The organism is Cupriavidus sp. KK10 (assembly GCF_018223725.1).
GTDB classification, from domain to species: domain Bacteria; phylum Pseudomonadota; class Gammaproteobacteria; order Burkholderiales; family Burkholderiaceae; genus Cupriavidus; species Cupriavidus necator.
Window position 1 is genome coordinate 6642310 of record NZ_CP073677.1, and the last position, 14726, is coordinate 6657035.

At 69.5% G+C, this 14726-nt stretch carries 13 protein-coding genes; 10 read left to right on the top strand and 3 right to left on the bottom strand.

Features of this window, described 5'->3' with window-relative positions; translation table 11 throughout:
- The first annotated feature begins 16 nt into the window (after positions 1-16).
- From KB879_RS30970 to KB879_RS31005, 8 genes are all read left to right on the top strand, one after another.
- On the top strand, positions 17-865 hold the full coding sequence (locus KB879_RS30970; protein WP_211980466.1) for a ChaN family lipoprotein: 849 nt from the start codon (positions 17-19) through the stop codon (positions 863-865).
- A gap of 326 nt (positions 866-1191) precedes the next feature.
- A complete protein-coding gene (locus KB879_RS30975; protein ID WP_013958464.1) occupies positions 1192-2160 on the top strand; it encodes a tripartite tricarboxylate transporter substrate binding protein in 969 nt (322 codons plus the stop codon).
- A gap of 215 nt (positions 2161-2375) precedes the next feature.
- Positions 2376-2849 carry a tripartite tricarboxylate transporter TctB family protein gene (locus KB879_RS30980; protein ID WP_153955222.1) on the top strand — a complete coding sequence of 158 codons (474 nt, stop codon included), beginning with the start codon at positions 2376-2378 and terminating at the stop codon, positions 2847-2849.
- 32 nt (positions 2850-2881) lie between these two features.
- Positions 2882-4396 carry a tripartite tricarboxylate transporter permease gene (locus KB879_RS30985; RefSeq protein ID WP_013958466.1) on the top strand — a complete coding sequence of 505 codons (1515 nt, stop codon included), beginning with the start codon at positions 2882-2884 and terminating at the stop codon, positions 4394-4396.
- A gap of 124 nt (positions 4397-4520) precedes the next feature.
- On the top strand, positions 4521-5579 hold the full coding sequence (locus KB879_RS30990; protein WP_013958467.1) for an AbrB family transcriptional regulator: 1059 nt from the start codon (positions 4521-4523) through the stop codon (positions 5577-5579).
- A gap of 50 nt (positions 5580-5629) precedes the next feature.
- Positions 5630-6052 carry a PaaI family thioesterase gene (locus KB879_RS30995; protein ID WP_211980467.1) on the top strand — a complete coding sequence of 141 codons (423 nt, stop codon included), beginning with the start codon at positions 5630-5632 and terminating at the stop codon, positions 6050-6052.
- Positions 6053-6074: 22 nt separating this feature from the next.
- Positions 6075-6971, top strand: coding sequence for a patatin-like phospholipase family protein (locus KB879_RS31000; RefSeq protein ID WP_211980468.1), 897 nt, complete (start codon positions 6075-6077; stop codon positions 6969-6971).
- A gap of 67 nt (positions 6972-7038) precedes the next feature.
- A complete protein-coding gene (locus tag KB879_RS31005) occupies positions 7039-8508 on the top strand; it encodes an NAD(P)/FAD-dependent oxidoreductase (protein WP_013958470.1) in 1470 nt (489 codons plus the stop codon).
- A 3-nt stretch (positions 8509-8511) separates the two neighbouring features.
- On the opposite strand, the gene KB879_RS31010 is transcribed toward KB879_RS31005, so the two are convergent.
- Together KB879_RS31010 and KB879_RS31015 are read right to left on the bottom strand one after the other, a co-directional pair.
- Positions 8512-9978: a sensor histidine kinase gene (locus tag KB879_RS31010; RefSeq protein ID WP_249221220.1), complete on the bottom strand. Its 1467-nt coding sequence runs from the start codon at positions 9976-9978 to the stop codon at positions 8512-8514.
- Between the two features lie 2 nt (positions 9979-9980).
- Positions 9981-10655, bottom strand: a complete 675-nt coding sequence (locus KB879_RS31015) for a response regulator (protein WP_013958472.1) — start codon at positions 10653-10655, stop codon at positions 9981-9983.
- Positions 10656-10951: 296 nt separating this feature from the next.
- Here KB879_RS31015 and KB879_RS31020 point away from each other — a divergent pair, with 296 nt between their 5' ends.
- Entirely contained in the window at positions 10952-12046 is a 1095-nt protein-coding gene (locus KB879_RS31020) for an ABC transporter substrate-binding protein (RefSeq protein WP_194946867.1), read from the top strand.
- A gap of 9 nt (positions 12047-12055) precedes the next feature.
- On the opposite strand, the gene KB879_RS31025 is transcribed toward KB879_RS31020, so the two are convergent.
- Complete coding sequence (locus KB879_RS31025; RefSeq protein WP_153955225.1) at positions 12056-12799, bottom strand: TetR family transcriptional regulator; 744 nt, start codon at positions 12797-12799, stop codon at positions 12056-12058.
- A 617-nt stretch (positions 12800-13416) separates the two neighbouring features.
- On the opposite strand from KB879_RS31025, the gene KB879_RS31030 reads away from it, so the two are divergent.
- Positions 13417-14667 carry an efflux RND transporter periplasmic adaptor subunit gene (locus tag KB879_RS31030; protein ID WP_211980469.1) on the top strand — a complete coding sequence of 417 codons (1251 nt, stop codon included), beginning with the start codon at positions 13417-13419 and terminating at the stop codon, positions 14665-14667.
- Positions 14668-14726: the final 59 nt, after the last annotated feature.

Below are 14726 nucleotides of genomic sequence, written 5' to 3' on the forward strand. Positions count from 1 at the left end.
GGAAAGGAACCGCGTGATGTCACTCCGTTTTCCTGTCGCAAACATGCGTGCCGGCATGCTGGCCGCCGCTGTCGCTGTGCTCGCCACCGGCTGCGCGGCCACCCGCCCCGCGCCCGAGGCGGTCAGCGCCGCCTTTGCCGGCAAATCTTACGTGCTGTTGGGCGAGGTCCACGATAACGCCGCCGCGCAGCAGCAACGCCTGGCCGCGCTGACGCGTGCCGTCGAGCAAGGCTGGCGCCCGGCCATCGCCATGGAGCAGTTTGACCGCGAGCGCCAGGCGGATATCGAGCGCGCCCGCCGCGAGCGCCCGCGCGATGCTGACTACCTGATCGCCCAGGCCGGCGGCGGTGCCTGGCAATGGCCGCTGTACCGGCCGGTGGTGGCGCTGGCGCTGCAGTACGACCTGCCGCTGGTGGCGGCTAACCTGTCGCGCGCCGACGCCGGCAAGATCGTGCGCGGCGGACTGGACAGCCTGTTCCCGGCCGGCGAGCGCCAGCAACTGGGCCTGTCCGGTGCGCTGCCCGACGACCTCGTGGCGGCGCAGACGGCGGTGCTCGACCTGGGCCACTGCGGCAATTTCCCAAAGGCCATGCTGCCCGGGATGCTGGCGGCGCAGGCCGCGCGCGATGCGGTGATGGCGCAGACGCTGCGCCCCTACGCGCTGCGCGGCGCGGTGCTGATCGCAGGCAACGGCCACGTGCGGCGCGACATCGGCGTGCCGCGCTGGCTGGGGGCGGGCGTGGCGCAGGTGGTCAGCGTGGGGTATGTGGAAAACCCGCCGGCCGACGGCGAGTTCGACATGGCCGTGGTGGTGCCGGCGGTGGCGCGCAAGGACCCATGCCTGCAGGCGAAGCCGGCGGGTTGACGGGCCTGCGCCCGCGCTGCAATGCGCCATCCACGTAAACCCCGACCCATTCTCCCCCCAATTGACAGCCTTTTGACAGTTTCCGCCGCCTAGAATCCGCCCCATGACCGGTAATTCCGGTCTGACGTTCACCAAAAATCCAAGAACAGTCCCGGCCACGCCCCGCCGCGCCGGACAGGAGACAAGCACCGGCACTGCGCCTTTCGCACAGTCCCCCCGGGCTACCTTCCCGTCCTCGCAACGCAGTGGCAGCCGGAACGCCCGGGTCGGATCGCGGCTGCCAGCAGGCTGGCACCGCGCATCCCCGGTACAACCAGGAGACCGCTATGCGCCGTACCTATTCCCGCCTGGCCCATGCCGTGATGGCATCGGCCGCCGTTGCCGCCACCTTCGCCGCCGCGCCAGCCTTTGCGCTGGACAGCGTCAAGGTCATGATCGGCGCCAACCCGGGCGGCGGCTTTGACCAGACCGGCCGCTCGCTGGGCGCCGCGATGATTGCCGCGGGCACGGCCAAGACCGCCTCGTATGACAACAAGGGCGGCGCCGGTGGCACCATCGCGCTGACCCAGTTCGTCAATACCGACAAGGGCAACCCCAATGCGCTGATGGTGGTGGGCGCCGTGATGGTGGGCGCGATCGAGACCAACAAGCCGCCGGTCACGCTGAAGAACGCCACCCCGATCGCGCGCCTGTTCGCCGACACCATGGTCATCACCGTGCCGGCCAGCTCGCCGATCAAGTCGGTCAAGGACCTGACCACGCAGCTCAAGGCCAACCCGGGCAGCGTCAGCTGGGGCGGCGGCTCCAAGGGTTCGATCGACCACATCCTGGCCGGCCTGATTGCCAAGGAATCGGGCGTCGATCCCAAGAAGATCAACTACGTACCCTTCCAGGGCGGCGGCGAAGCCTCGGCCTCGATCATGGGCGGCCACGTGACGGTGGGCATTGCCGGCGTGTCGGAATTCCTGCCCTTCATCAAGAGCGGCAAGATGCGCGCGCTGGCGGTGACCTCCAAGGACCGCACCGCCGATATCCCGACGCTCAAGGAGCAAGGCGTGAACGTCGAGATCTACAACTGGCGCGGCGTGTACGGCGCGCCCGGCATCAGCGCCGAGCAGCGCAAGGCCATGATCGACGCCGTGGTCAAGGCCACCGAGAGCAAGTCCTGGAAGGACACGCTGCAGAAGAACGACTGGACCCCGTTCCTGCTGACCGGAGACGAGTTCGGCAAGTTCGTCGACAGCGAATCGGCCCGCCTGGGCGGCTCGCTGCGTGAACTGGGCGTGGCCAAGTAAGAACCGCCCGCAGCACCGCTTCAACCCGCTTTACCTGTCGTGCCTGCCAACCCCGCCGGTGAACCCGGCGGCAGGAAAACGGCGCAGGGCCCGGTGTCCACCTGCGATACCAGACAAATAACCATACGTCGCCGGGCCCTGCCGCCGCGCGGGCAGCACCTGCCAGCGTCGCGGACGCCAGCGCCCCTGCTGGCGACAAAGGCCAAGGAGTCTCCATGAAACCCTCGCACCTCGCCATCGGCATTGCCGTGCTGGCGCTCTCGCTGTTCTTCTTCCTCGGGCTGTCCGGCATTTCCGGCGAAGAGGGTTATGCCGGCCTGTCGCCGCGCTTCATGCCCACGCTGGTAGCCGTCGGCCTGGCGGTGTGCGGCGCGCTGCTGACGTGGCAGGGCGTACGCGGCGGTTTCCGCAACATGCCGGAAGAAGATGCCGAGCTGCCGGACGCGCCGCACAACTTCGGCGGCTTCCTGTGGGTGGCCGCGGGCCTGGTGCTGAACATGGCACTGATCGGCACGCTTGGCTTCGTGTTCGCTTCCACACTCCTGATGGTGTGCGTGGCGCGTGGCTATGGCAGCCGCCGCATCGTGCGCGATGCGCTGATCGGCCTGTGCATCACGGTGCCGATGTGGGCACTGTTTGAATTCCTGCTCGGCATCAACCTGCCGCTGCTGCCCATCGCTGGCTTCTGAGCCCGCCCGCCCGACCAGCAAGGAGTCTTCGAATGGATACCCTCAACCTGCTGATGCACGGCTTTGCCGTCGCGATCACGCCAATCAACCTGATGTGGGCCCTGGTGGGCTGCTTCCTCGGCACCGCCATCGGCGTGCTGCCCGGCATCGGCCCCGCGTTGACGGTGGCGATGCTGCTGCCGCTGACCGCCAAGGTGGAACCAACCGCGGCGCTGATCATGTTCGCCGGCATCTACTACGGCGCGATGTACGGCGGCTCGACCACCTCGATTCTGATGAACACCCCGGGCGAGTCTTCCACCATGGTGACAGCCATGGAAGGCAACCTGATGGCCAAGAACGGGCGCGCCGGCCCGGCGCTGGCCACCGCGGCGATTGGCTCGTTCGTGGCGGGCACCATCGCCACCGTGCTGCTGTCGATGTTCGCGCCGGTGGCGGCGGACGTGGCGCTGCAGTTCGGCCCGGGCGAGTATTTCATGATCATGCTGCTGGCCTTCACCACGGTCTCGGCCGTGCTGGGCTCGTCGCTGCTGCGCGGCATGACCGCATTGTTCCTGGGCCTGGGCATCGGCCTGATCGGCATGGATTCGCTGTCGGGCCAGACCCGCTATTCGATGAACGTGCAGGAGCTGTACGACGGCATCGACATCGTGGTGGTGGCGGTGGGCCTGTTCGCCGTGGGCGAGGCGCTGTTCAACGCGTTCTTCCCGCAGCCGGCGGGCACGTTCAACAAGCTCAGCTCGGTCCACATGAACAAGTCGGACTGGAAGCGCTCGGTCCCGGCGTGGATCCGCGGCACCCTCATCGGCTTCCCGTTCGGTCTGATCCCCGCCGGCGGCGCCGAGATTCCGACCTTCCTGTCGTATGCCACCGAGAAAAAGCTGTCGGACCACAAGGAAGAGTTCGGCAAGGTCGGCGCGATCGAAGGCGTGGCCGGCCCCGAAGCCGCCAACAACGCCGCAGTGACCGCGACGCTGGCGCCGCTGCTGACGCTGGGCATCCCGACCTCGAACACCACCGCGATCCTGCTGGCCGCGTTCCAGAACTACAACCTGCAGCCGGGCCCGATGCTGTTCCAGACCTCGGGCGACCTGGTGTGGGGCCTGCTGGCGTCGCTGTATATCGGCAACGTCATGCTGCTGGTGCTGAACCTGCCGGCGATCGGGCTGTGGGTGCGCATGCTGCGCGTGCCCACGCCGCTGCTGTACGGCGGCATCCTGATCTTCGCGGGGCTGGGCGCCTACGGCATCCGCCAGTCGTGGTTCGACCTGCTGCTGCTGTTCGTGGTCGGCCTGCTGGGCATGGTGATGCGCCGCTTCGATTTCCCCACCGCGCCGGTGATCGTGGGCATGATCCTGGGGCCGATGGCCGAGAAGCAGCTGCGCAATGCGCTGTCGATCGGCCAGGGCGACTGGACCCTGTTCCTGCGCCAGCCGATCTCGGCCACCATCCTGGCGCTGACCGTGGCGGTGGTGGTGATCCCGCGCCTGTTGCGCTGGCACGCGACCCGCACCTCGGCGCACGCGCAGGCCGACAACGCGGCATGATGCGCGCGATCTTGCGGTAAGCTTTGCGAGGCCCGCACGCCAATGGTGTGCGGGCCTCTTGTCTTTCGTCGTCCGTCTTCCAGAACAACAAGCCGCCGGCGCTCCCGCGCCAGGCCGCTGCACCATGCGTCTCTTCTCCAACCCTTGGCTATCCGCGCTGCCCACGCTGGCACTCGGGCTGGCCGCCGCCCTGCTCTGCACCGCGCTGCATACCCCGCTGCCGTGGATGATCGGCCCGTTGCTGTCCGTGGCCGCCGCGCGCATGGCCGGGGCCGATCTGCGGGCGCCGTCGCAGGCCCGCAATGCGGGCCAGTGGGTGATCGGCGCGTCGCTCGGGCTCTACTTCACGCCGGACGTGGTGGCGCGGCTGGTGGAGTACCTGCCCTACATCATTGCCGGCTCGCTGTTCGCGCTGGTGCTGGGCGCGGGCGGCGCCATCCTGCTGCGGCGGACCACCGGCGTGGCCTTCAAGACCGCGTTCTTCTCCACCGCCATCGGCGGCGCCTCGGAGATGGCCAACCTGGCCGAGCGCAACGGCGCGCGCATCGACCAGGTGGCGGCCGCGCACTCGCTGCGGGTGCTGATGGTGGTGGTGACCGTGCCGGCGATCTTCCAGTACGGCGGCATCCACGGGCTCGACCCCTATATCCCCGGCCCGCGCGTGGTCAGCGCGCCGGGGCTGCTGGCGCTGATCGCCATCACGCTGGGCGTGGCGCTGCTGGTGAAGCGGCTGAACATGCCCAACCCGTTCGTGATCGGCACGCTGCTGGCCGCGGCGGTGTTGACTGCATCCGGGATCGAACTGTCGGCCATCCCCACCTGGATGAGCCGTGCCGGCCAGTTGCTGATCGGTGTCTCGCTGGGGGTGCGCTTCTCGCGCGAGTTCCTGCATACCGCGCCGCGCTTCCTGTCGGGCGTGGCGCTCTACACGGTGCTGGCGCTGGTGGTATCGGCGCTGGTGGGCTGGGGGCTGTCGGCGCTGTCGGGCGCGCACCCGGCCACGGTGATCCTGGGCACCACGCCGGGCGGCATTGCCGAGATGTGCATCACCGCCAAGGTGCTGGAGGTGGGGGTGCCGCTGGTGACGGCGTTCCACGTGATCCGGATGGCCTTCGTGGTGCTGGCCACCGGCCCCCTGTATCATTGCCTCAAACATCGCGTCGCGCCGGAGGAGACAGAGTAGCGGTCCGCCACAGGACGGCTACGGTGCGGCCAGCCAGAACCAGGAGCGCCATGTCCGAAGCCGCACCGCAATTCAGCCTCGCCGAGATCGAAGCCACGCTGGAGCGCGTGCTGGCGCCATGGGTGCGCCAGCTCGGCCTGCGCGCCGAAGCTGTCGATGCCCAGGGCGTCACGCTGCGCCTGCCGTTCAGCGAATCGTTCCGCCATGCGGGCGGCGTGGTCTGCGGCCAGGTGCTGATGTCCGCCGCCGATACCGCCATGATCGTCGCCGTGGCCAGCGCGCTGGGCGCCTTCCGCCCGATGACCACAGTCACGCTCACCACCAACTTCATGCGCCCGGTGATCGACGGCGACGTGCTGGTGCGCGCCAACGTGCTGCGCATGGGCAAGACCGTGGTGTTCGGCGAGATCGAGCTGACCGGCCCCGACGGCAAGCTGGCGGTGCAGGCCACCACCACCTACGCCCTGCTCTGAACCCCTCGCAACGCCAGCGTCCATGACCTCCGGCCACGCCAATCCCTTCGACCAGATCGTCTTTGCCGGCGGCGGCAACCGCTGCTGGTGGCAGGCGGGTTGGTGGGACACGGTCGCGCCGGAACTGCAGCTGCGCCCGCGCGTGATCGCCGCGATCTCGGCCGGCGCGGCGACGGCGTGCATGGTCTATGCGCACGACTCGCACCAGACCATGGACTACTACCGCGAGGTGCTGTCCAACAACCGCCGCAATGCCTACTGGGGCAACCTGCTGCGCAATGAGCGCGTGTTCCCGCATTACGGCATCTACCGCACCGCGCTGCTGACGATCTTCGCCGACGGGCGCCTCTCGCACCTGCAGCAGGCGCCGGAAATCCGCATCGGCGTGGCCCATATCCCGCGCTGGAGCGGCCCGCGCCTGGCGGTGGCAGCGGGGCTGCTGGCGTACAACATCGACAAGCATGTGCTCAAGACGCTGCACCCGCGGCTGGGGCGCAAGCTGGGCTTCCGCCCGGAGTTCGTGCGCGCGCAGGACTGCGCCTCGCCCGAGCAACTGGCCGACCTGCTGCTGCAGTCGGCCTCCACGCCGCCCTTCACGCCGGTGCTGCGCCGCGGCGGCCGCCCGGTGCTGGACGGCGGGCTGGTCGACAATGTGCCCGTGGACGCGCTCGATGCCACCCCGGGCAATGTGCTGGTGCTGGTGACACGGCTGTATCCGCGCCCGCGCCGTTTCGTGGTTGAGCAAGGCGGCCAGCGCCGCCTGTACCTGCAGCCCTCGCAGCGCGTGCCGATCTCGAGCTGGGACTACACCCGGCCCGATGCCATGACGCACGCCTATGAGCTGGGCCGCCGCGACGGGGAAACTTTCCTGCGCGAGTGGCCGTCGATCCTGAATACCGAACTGCGGCCCGCTGCCTAGTGTTTCGTTTGCTGGCGCTGGCCTGATTGTTGTCGATGCGGCCCGCGTGCCGCGACAGGAGGCATGGATGACTAAGCGCCAGACAACCCCCGCCGGGGCCAAGGAACCGCGGCGCGCCCGCGAGGTCAGCGCGGCGCCGCCGGTGGAGCAGGTGCCGCGCGTGCGCAACGGCCGCACGCGGCGCAACGACAAGGTGCGCAAGGCAGACCTGGTGGTGATCGGCGGCGGCTCGGGCGGCGTGGCCTGCGCGCGGCGCGCCGCCGCGCACGGCGCACGCGTGATCCTGGTCGAGCGCGATGCCATCGGCGGCACCTGCGTCAACCGCGGCTGCGTTCCCAAGAAGATGCTGTCCTACGGCGCCGGCTGGTCGGCGATCCTGTCGGGCTGCCTGTCGCACACGGGCGGGCATGAGGACTGGCGCGACGCCATCGTCCGCGTCAACGCCGAAGTCGCGCGGCTGAACGCGGGCTACACCCAGCGCCTGCACGAATCCGGCGTGGAAATCCTGCGCGGCGATGCGCTGGTCACCGGCAAGGGCGAAGTGCGAGTCGGCGACGAGACCATCCACGCGCGCCGCATCCTGATTGCCACCGGCGCGCGCCCGCGCGCGCTCGAAGTCCCCGGCGGCGAACTGGCCGCCAGTTCCGACGACGTCTTCACCTGGCAGACCGTGCCGGGTTCGATCGCGGTCATCGGCGGCGGCTACATCGGCGTGGAGCAGGCCTCGATCCTGTCGCGCTACGGCGTCAAGGTAGACCTGATCGTTGCCGGCGACCGGCTGCTGCCCCACTTCGACCACGACATCTCCCGGTCGCTGGCCGATGCACTGACCGCGCGCGGCGTGCGCCTGCACCTGAACGCCAGGGTGCACCTGCTGAGCCAGGCCAACGGCGCGGTGGAAGTCTGCTACCGCCCCACCGACCGCCCCGGCCAGACCGAGGCCGTGCGCGCGCAGGCCGCGCTGGCGGCGATCGGGCGCATTTCCAACGTGCAGGGCTTCGGGCTGGAGGCGGTTGGCGTGGACTTTGGCGACAAGGGCGGCATCCGCGTGGACCGCCAGTTCCGCAGCAACGTGCGCGGCATCTACGCGCTCGGCGACGCCATCGACGGCCTGCACCTGACACCGGTGGCCACCGCGCAGGGCCGCTGGCTGGCTGACCGCCTGTATGGCCGGCGTGGCGAACGCGCCGATTTCGACTTCGTGCCCACCGCGGTGTTCTGCGAGCCCGCCATCGGCGCCGTGGGCCTGACCGAGGCCCAGGCGATCGCAGCCGCCGGCAAGCCCGAACGCATCCGCACCGTGGTCAAGCGCTTTGTCTCGCTGGAAAACCGCTTTGGCGGCACGGCCCACCAGTCGATGTTCAAGCTGGTGCTGAATGCGCGCAGCGGGCGCGTGCTGGGTGCGCACCTGATGGACGACGCCGCGCCCGAGATCGTGCAGACGCTGGCCGTGGCGTTGCGGCTGGGCGTGCGCGAATCGCACCTGGAGACCACGGTGCAGCTGCATCCGACGGTGGCAGAAGAGTTGTTTGGTTAGGCGTTATTCACCGATGGGCAGCTTCAGCACCGCGCGCACGCCGGTGCCCTGCAGCCCATCGCCAAGCTCCACCGTGCCGCCAAACCGTGCCGCCATCTCGCGCGAGATGGCCAGCCCCAGCCCGGAGCCCGGCTCCGCATTGCCCACGCGCCGGTAGAAGCGCGCGAAGACTTTTTCGCGCTCTTCGGCCGGAATGCCCGGGCCATCGTCTTCCACCACCAGGCAGGCGGTCTGGTCGGCGCGCGTGGCCGACAGCGTGATGCGGCTGCCGCGCGGCGAGTACTGGATCGCGTTGTGGACCAGGTTGGCCAGCGCCTCGCGCAGCAGCGCGGGGTCGGCGCGCACCGGCAGCTTCAGCCCCGCCACCGGCTCCCAGCCGAAGTCCTGCTGCTTGCCGCGCGCCAGCGGCAGGTAGTCCAGCGCCACCTGTTCGGCCACGGTGACAGCGTCGATGATGTCGATGCCATCGGCTTCCTGGGCGGCTTCGCCGTGGTGCTGGCGTACCCGCGCCAGCGCCAGCAGCTGGTTGGTCAGGCGCGCGGCCTGCTCCAGCTGGGTGACGATGCCGCCCACGGCTTCGCCGGCGGCCTGGCGCGCGGCCTCGGGGTCGGGCGCGCGCAGCTGGCGCTGGGCGTATTCGGCCTGGGTCTTCAGGATGGCCAGCGGCGTGCGCAGCTGGTGCGCGGCATCGGCGATGAACTGGGCCTGCGACTGCGCCATTGCCGCCGAGCGCGACACATGCAGGTTGACCGCGTCGACCAGCGGGCGCACCTCGGCGGGCACGCGCTCGAACGTAAGCGGCGCCAGGTCGTCCGGCGAACGCGCTTCCACATCGTCGCGCACGCGCGCCAGCGGGCGCAGCACGTAGGTGACGCCGCCCACCAGGATGCCGGCGCTCAGCAGGATCAGCAGCAGGTCGCGCGCCAGCGCGCTGCGCCAGACCGTACCGATCAGCGTGGTGCGCGGCTCGGCGGTCTCGGCCACCTGGATGATCACGCGCATGCGCGCATCCGGCCGGTACACCGGCCGCGCCATGGCGGCGATGCGCACGGCCTCGCCCCGGTATTCGGCGTCGTAGAAGCGCGGCTGGTTGTTGACGAGGTTGCCGGCCGGCAGCGGCAGGTCGTCGTAGCCGGTGACGGTCTCGACCTGGCCGGCGCGCTCGGTCGACACGCGGTAGAACACATGGGTCTGCGCCGCGGTCTCGAACATCTCCATGGCGGCGTCGGGCAGGGTGAGCTGGACGCTGTCGCCGGCCATGCCGATGGCATTGTCGATGGCGCGGATCGAGCCATAGAGCGAGCGGTCATAAGCCGTGTTGGCGGCGTCGCGCAGGGTGCCGTAGGTGAGCCAGGTGTCGATCGCCATCATCGCCGCCAGCGCCGGCACCAGCAGCAACAGCAGTTGCCGGCGCAGGCTGCCGCGGCGCCACAGCAGCACCGGATGGCGCGGCCACATCCGCAAGTGCATGATTAGCGCCCGGCCTCAGGCTCCAGCAAGTAGCCGAAGCCGCGCAGCGTGACGATGGTGACGCCGTGCCCGGCCAGCTTCTTGCGCAGCCGGTAGACCAGCACCTCGATCGCGTCGGGAGAGACATCGGCGTCGAGCGAGAACACCTTGTCGAGCAGCTGCGCCTTGGTCAGCGGCTGGCCGCTGCGTGCCAGCAGCGCGCCCAGCAGGGTCGATTCGCGCGGGGTCAGCGCCAGCGGAGCGCCGTCCAGCGTGAAGCTGCGGGTCTCGCCGTCAAACACCAGCGTGCCGCACTGCAGGCGCGGATGCGCGCGCCCGCGGCTGCGCCGGATCAGCGCCAGCAGCCGCGCTTCCAGCTCGGCAATGGCAAAAGGCTTGGGCAGGTAGTCGTCGGCGCCAAGGTTCAGGCCGCGCACGCGTTCGTCCAGCGTGTCCTGCGCAGTCAGGATCAGCACGGGGGTGCGGTCGTCGCGCCCGCGCATGGACTTGAGCACGGCCAGCCCGTCCTTGCCGGGCAGGCGCAGGTCGAGCAGCACCGCGTCGTATTCCTCCGCCTGCAGGCGGGCCTCGGCCTGCAGCCCGTCGGCGACGTGCTCGATCACAAAGCCGCCCTGCTCCAGCGCGCGGGCGACCCAGCGTGCCAGTTCGATTTCATCCTCCACCAGCAGGATGCGCATGCCGGTCTCCTCCTCTGCCGGTTTGGTCCATATTTCGGTTGCGGCGGCGGAAAACGTCCGGATAACAGGGGGCTGCACCGATGGAGCGTGCCCGCCGCGGGCGCCTATAATACCCCCGCCCCGCTGGTCCCGGCGCGTGTTGTCCGCGCGCCCGCTCCCTTCCACAGGCAGTTCTTCCGTTTGCGACCACCGTGCCCACGCGTCCACCCCCGCCGTCCCTGCTATGCGCTTGTGAGCCGCCTGCCTCGGCGCAGCGCCGCCGCCTGCTGGGCGCGTCGCTGCTGGCCGGCGCCACCTTGCCGGCCGCATGGCCCCTTCATGCCCAGTCTAGGCCGCCGGCGCCGCCGCCGGGGTATCCGTCCGGGTATGACGCCACCATCGCCGGCGCCATGCGCGAAGGCATGGTCACGGTCTATGCATCGACCGACCTGAAAGTGGCGCAGCCGCTGATCGCCGCGTTCGAGGCGCGCTACCCGGGCATCCGCGTGCACTACCAGGATCTCAACACGATCGATCTGAACCAGCGCTTCCTGGCCGAGACCGCGGCGCTGGGCGGCAAGCGGCCCGCGCCCGATGCGGCCTTTGCCGACGTGCTGTGGAGCACGGCGATGGACCTGCAGATCAAGCTGGTCAACGACGGCCATGCACAGCGCTACGCCTCGCCCGAGCGCGCCGGCCTGCCCGGCTGGGCGGTGTGGCGCGACGAGGCCTGGGGCACCACCTTCGAGCCCGCGGTGATTGTCTACAACCGCCACCACCTGGCCGGCATGCGCCCGCCGCGCAGCCGCAGCGGGCTGGCGCGGCTGCTGCAGGAACACGCGCCGCGCTGGCATGGCAAGGTGGTGACCTATGACGTGGAGCGCTCGGGCGTGGGCTACCTGCTGGCGCAGCAGGACGCGCGCATGGGCAGTGAGTTCTGGTACCTGGCGCAGGCGCTGGGGCGCGCCGGGGTGCAACTGTCGGCGTCCACGGCCGAGATGATCGAGCGCATCGCCAGCGGCGAGCTGGTGATGGGCTACAACCTGCTGGGTTCGTACGCGCTGTCGCTGATGGAGCGCGGCGCGGCCATCGACGTGATCGCCCCGCGCGACTACACGCTGGTGATGTCGCGGGTGGCCTTTATTGCCCGGCGCGCGCCGCGGCCCAATGCGGCGCGGCTGTGGCTGGACTACCTGCTCTCGCGCGAGGGCCAGGCGCTGCTGGCCAAGTCCACCTCGCAGCTCTATACCATCCGCACCGATACCGACAGCGTGCACACCGCGGCGGCATTGTCGGAGCGGCTGGGCTACGCGCTCAAGCCGATCAGCGTCGGCCCGGGCCTGCTGGCCGCGCAGGACGCGATGCGCAAGCGCGCCTTCCTGGCGCGCTGGCGCGAGGCCATGCGCGGCTAAGCGCGGCGCTCAGGGCACCAGGTCGCCGGTTTCGAGCCCGCCCGGTTGGGCGTTCGGGCAGGCCTGCTGGCACAGCGTGGACAGTTCCCGGTCCAGCGCCGCCATCGGGCGCGGCACGTAGCCATGGCGCAGCGCCGGTGAGAACTTCAGGGTATCGATAAAGGCGTCGGACATGCGCTCGGCGTTGGCGTCGAGGTCGAAGTCCTGGGGCGAGAACAGCCAGTGCGCCAGCACCCCGCCGATGGCGGCATGGAAGGCGTTGACGGCCAGGTCCAGGTCCAGGTCGGCGGGCAGCTGGCCGCGCTCCAGGGCCAGGCGCAGGTGCTCGCGCATCTTGATCAGACCGTCCTGGTGCGACTGGCGCTGGCGCTCGAAGATGGCGCCGTTGTCCTGCACCATTTCACACTTGTGGAAGATGATCTCGAACACCCGGCGCCAGCGCGGGTTGACCACGGTCTGGCGCATCACATAGGCGCAGATGTCGCGGATGCCGCCCAGCGGGTCTTCCTGGCGCGCGAGCCGCTCGGGGTCGCACAGCGCTTCCACGGGCAGGTTGACGCGGTCGCACATGGCGGCGAACACATCGCTCTTGTTCTTGAAGTGCCAGTAGATCGCGCCGCGCGTGACACCCGCCGCCTCGGCGATGTCGGCCAGCGACGGGCGTGCCACGCCGCGGGCGTGGAACACGGCTTCGGCCGCGTCGAGAATCCGGTGGCGCGTTTCAAGCGCCTCTTCCTTGGTACGTCTGACCATTTTTGTCTCTGGTGCCGGCGGCACGACGCAATGGGGGCGTCATGGCCAGCCTTGTTAGTTCTCCCTGGGTGCGGCCCCGCTGTGGCAGCCGCACGGGCCGGCGCACGCGCCGGCGGGTCGTTGTCGTCACATGCCAATGCGCTTGCAGTTTGCGAGCCGACACGACGGCGCGCATCCTAACCCGAGCCGGCGGTTTGCGCCGTGATTCCGAACGGGTAGGAGGCAATTCGGACCGGCCGGTTGGGTCTGACCGGGCCGGGATCCGTATTGCCGCGGCCCTGCGGCACGGGTTGTGCGCCGAAAGGCCCTTCTGCAACATCAACTTAACATACATGCTTGAATGTATATATAATACGCCCTTGCCCGGCGTTCGGCCAGCCGCCTTCTGTGACATACCCAGCACAGCTGGCAACCCCTGCCGCAGGCCAGCCGGTCATGAATCCAGTCGTTACATAAAAGCCGCCGTTCGTCGCATTTGACATTGCGACGTCGCGATTTGTGGCTAGCATCACGCTTTTGTCCGCCGCAAACCGTGCGGCGTGCTGTGTCGTTTCCGTTTGTCGGATGACAGGTCGGGACGATGCGGCAGATCTCAAATTGCCATCATGGGGTTATCGATGAGGAAGTCCCAACGTATCCGTTGCGTTGCAGCCTATGCACTAGCGGCGCTGTCTGCCGTGGCGCTTGTTGCCTGTGGCGACAAGAAGGCCGAAGGCGGCCCCCCGCCCCCGCCGGAAGTGGGTGTGGTGACCGTGACGCCGTCGCCGGTCGCCGTCGTCAATGAACTGCCGGGCCGCCTGGAAGGCATCCGCACAGCCGAAGTGCGTGCTCGCGTCGAAGGCATCGTGCTGTCGCGCAACTACACCGAAGGCGGCGAAGTGAAGGCCGGCCAGGTGATGTTCCGCATCGACCCGGCGCCCTACCAGGCCACGCTGGCTTCGGCGCAGGCCGCGCTGCAGCGCGCCGAGGCCAACGCCGTGTCGGCGCGCCTGAAGGCCGAGCGCTACAAGCCCCTGGTGGCCGTCAACGCGGTCAGCAAGCAGGAGTACGACGACGCCGTGGCCTCCGCCGGCCAGGCCAATGCCGACGTGGCCTCGGCCAAGGCGGCGGTGCGCACCGCCCAGATCAACCTGGGCTACACCACCGTGACCGCACCGATCAGCGGCCGTGCCGGCCGCGCGCTGGTGACCGAGGGCGCGCTGGTGGGCAAGGGCGAGGCGACCAAGCTGGCGCTGGTGGAGCAGGTCGACCCGATGTGGGTCACCTTCACCCAGCCGGCTTCGGAAGTCACGCGCCTGCGCCGCGCCATCGAGTCCGGCATGGTCAAGGGCATGAACGGCGGCGCCAAAGTGCACCTGTACGTCGAAGACGGCCGCGAGTACGAACAGACCGGCAAGCTGCTGTTCTCTGACATGACCGTGGACCCGACCACCGGCGCGATCACGCTGCGCGCGCAGTTCCCCAACCCGAAGCGCGAGCTGCTCTCGGGCACCTTCGTGCGCGTGAAGATCGAGCAGGGCGTGGATGAGAACGCACTGACCGTGCCGCAGCGGGCGCTGATCCGTGGCGCGCAGGGTGCCAGCGTGATGGTGGTGGGTACGGACGGGAATGTCGCGGCGGTGCCGGTCAAGGCGCCGCAGGCCATTGGCGACAGCTGGGTGGTGACCGAAGGCCTGAAGGGCGGCGAGAAGGTGATCGTCGAGGGCCTGCAGAAGATCAAGGTCGGTGCGCCGGCCAGGGCCGTGCCGTTCAAGCCGGCCGGGGCCTCGGCACCGGCCGCGGCGACGGCCTCCGCCCCGGCGACGCCGGCCTCGGCCCCCAAGGCCGAGAGCCAGCAGCAAGCCGAGTCTGACGCCAAGCAAGGCTGAACCCTGCCGTACCACCAATACGGCAAATAACGGCTAGACCGCTAGACCAAGAGGGAGCC

Bases quoted from the DNA above. Each gene is read 5' to 3' on its own strand.
- KB879_RS30970 (WP_211980466.1), top strand. From the start codon at position 17: ATGTCACTCCGTTTTCCTGTCGCAAACATGCGTGCCGGCATGCTGGCC.
- KB879_RS30975 (WP_013958464.1), top strand. From the start codon at position 1,192: ATGCGCCGTACCTATTCCCGCCTGGCCCATGCCGTGATGGCATCGGCC.
- KB879_RS30980 (WP_153955222.1), top strand. From the start codon at position 2,376: ATGAAACCCTCGCACCTCGCCATCGGCATTGCCGTGCTGGCGCTCTCG.
- KB879_RS30985 (WP_013958466.1), top strand. From the start codon at position 2,882: ATGGATACCCTCAACCTGCTGATGCACGGCTTTGCCGTCGCGATCACG.
- KB879_RS30990 (WP_013958467.1), top strand. From the start codon at position 4,521: ATGCGTCTCTTCTCCAACCCTTGGCTATCCGCGCTGCCCACGCTGGCA.
- KB879_RS30995 (WP_211980467.1), top strand. From the start codon at position 5,630: ATGTCCGAAGCCGCACCGCAATTCAGCCTCGCCGAGATCGAAGCCACG.
- KB879_RS31000 (WP_211980468.1), top strand. From the start codon at position 6,075: ATGACCTCCGGCCACGCCAATCCCTTCGACCAGATCGTCTTTGCCGGC.
- KB879_RS31005 (WP_013958470.1), top strand. From the start codon at position 7,039: ATGACTAAGCGCCAGACAACCCCCGCCGGGGCCAAGGAACCGCGGCGC.
- KB879_RS31010 (WP_249221220.1), bottom strand. From the start codon at position 9,978: ATGCACTTGCGGATGTGGCCGCGCCATCCGGTGCTGCTGTGGCGCCGC.
- KB879_RS31015 (WP_013958472.1), bottom strand. From the start codon at position 10,655: ATGCGCATCCTGCTGGTGGAGGATGAAATCGAACTGGCACGCTGGGTC.
- KB879_RS31025 (WP_153955225.1), bottom strand. From the start codon at position 12,799: ATGGTCAGACGTACCAAGGAAGAGGCGCTTGAAACGCGCCACCGGATT.
- KB879_RS31030 (WP_211980469.1), top strand. From the start codon at position 13,417: ATGAGGAAGTCCCAACGTATCCGTTGCGTTGCAGCCTATGCACTAGCG.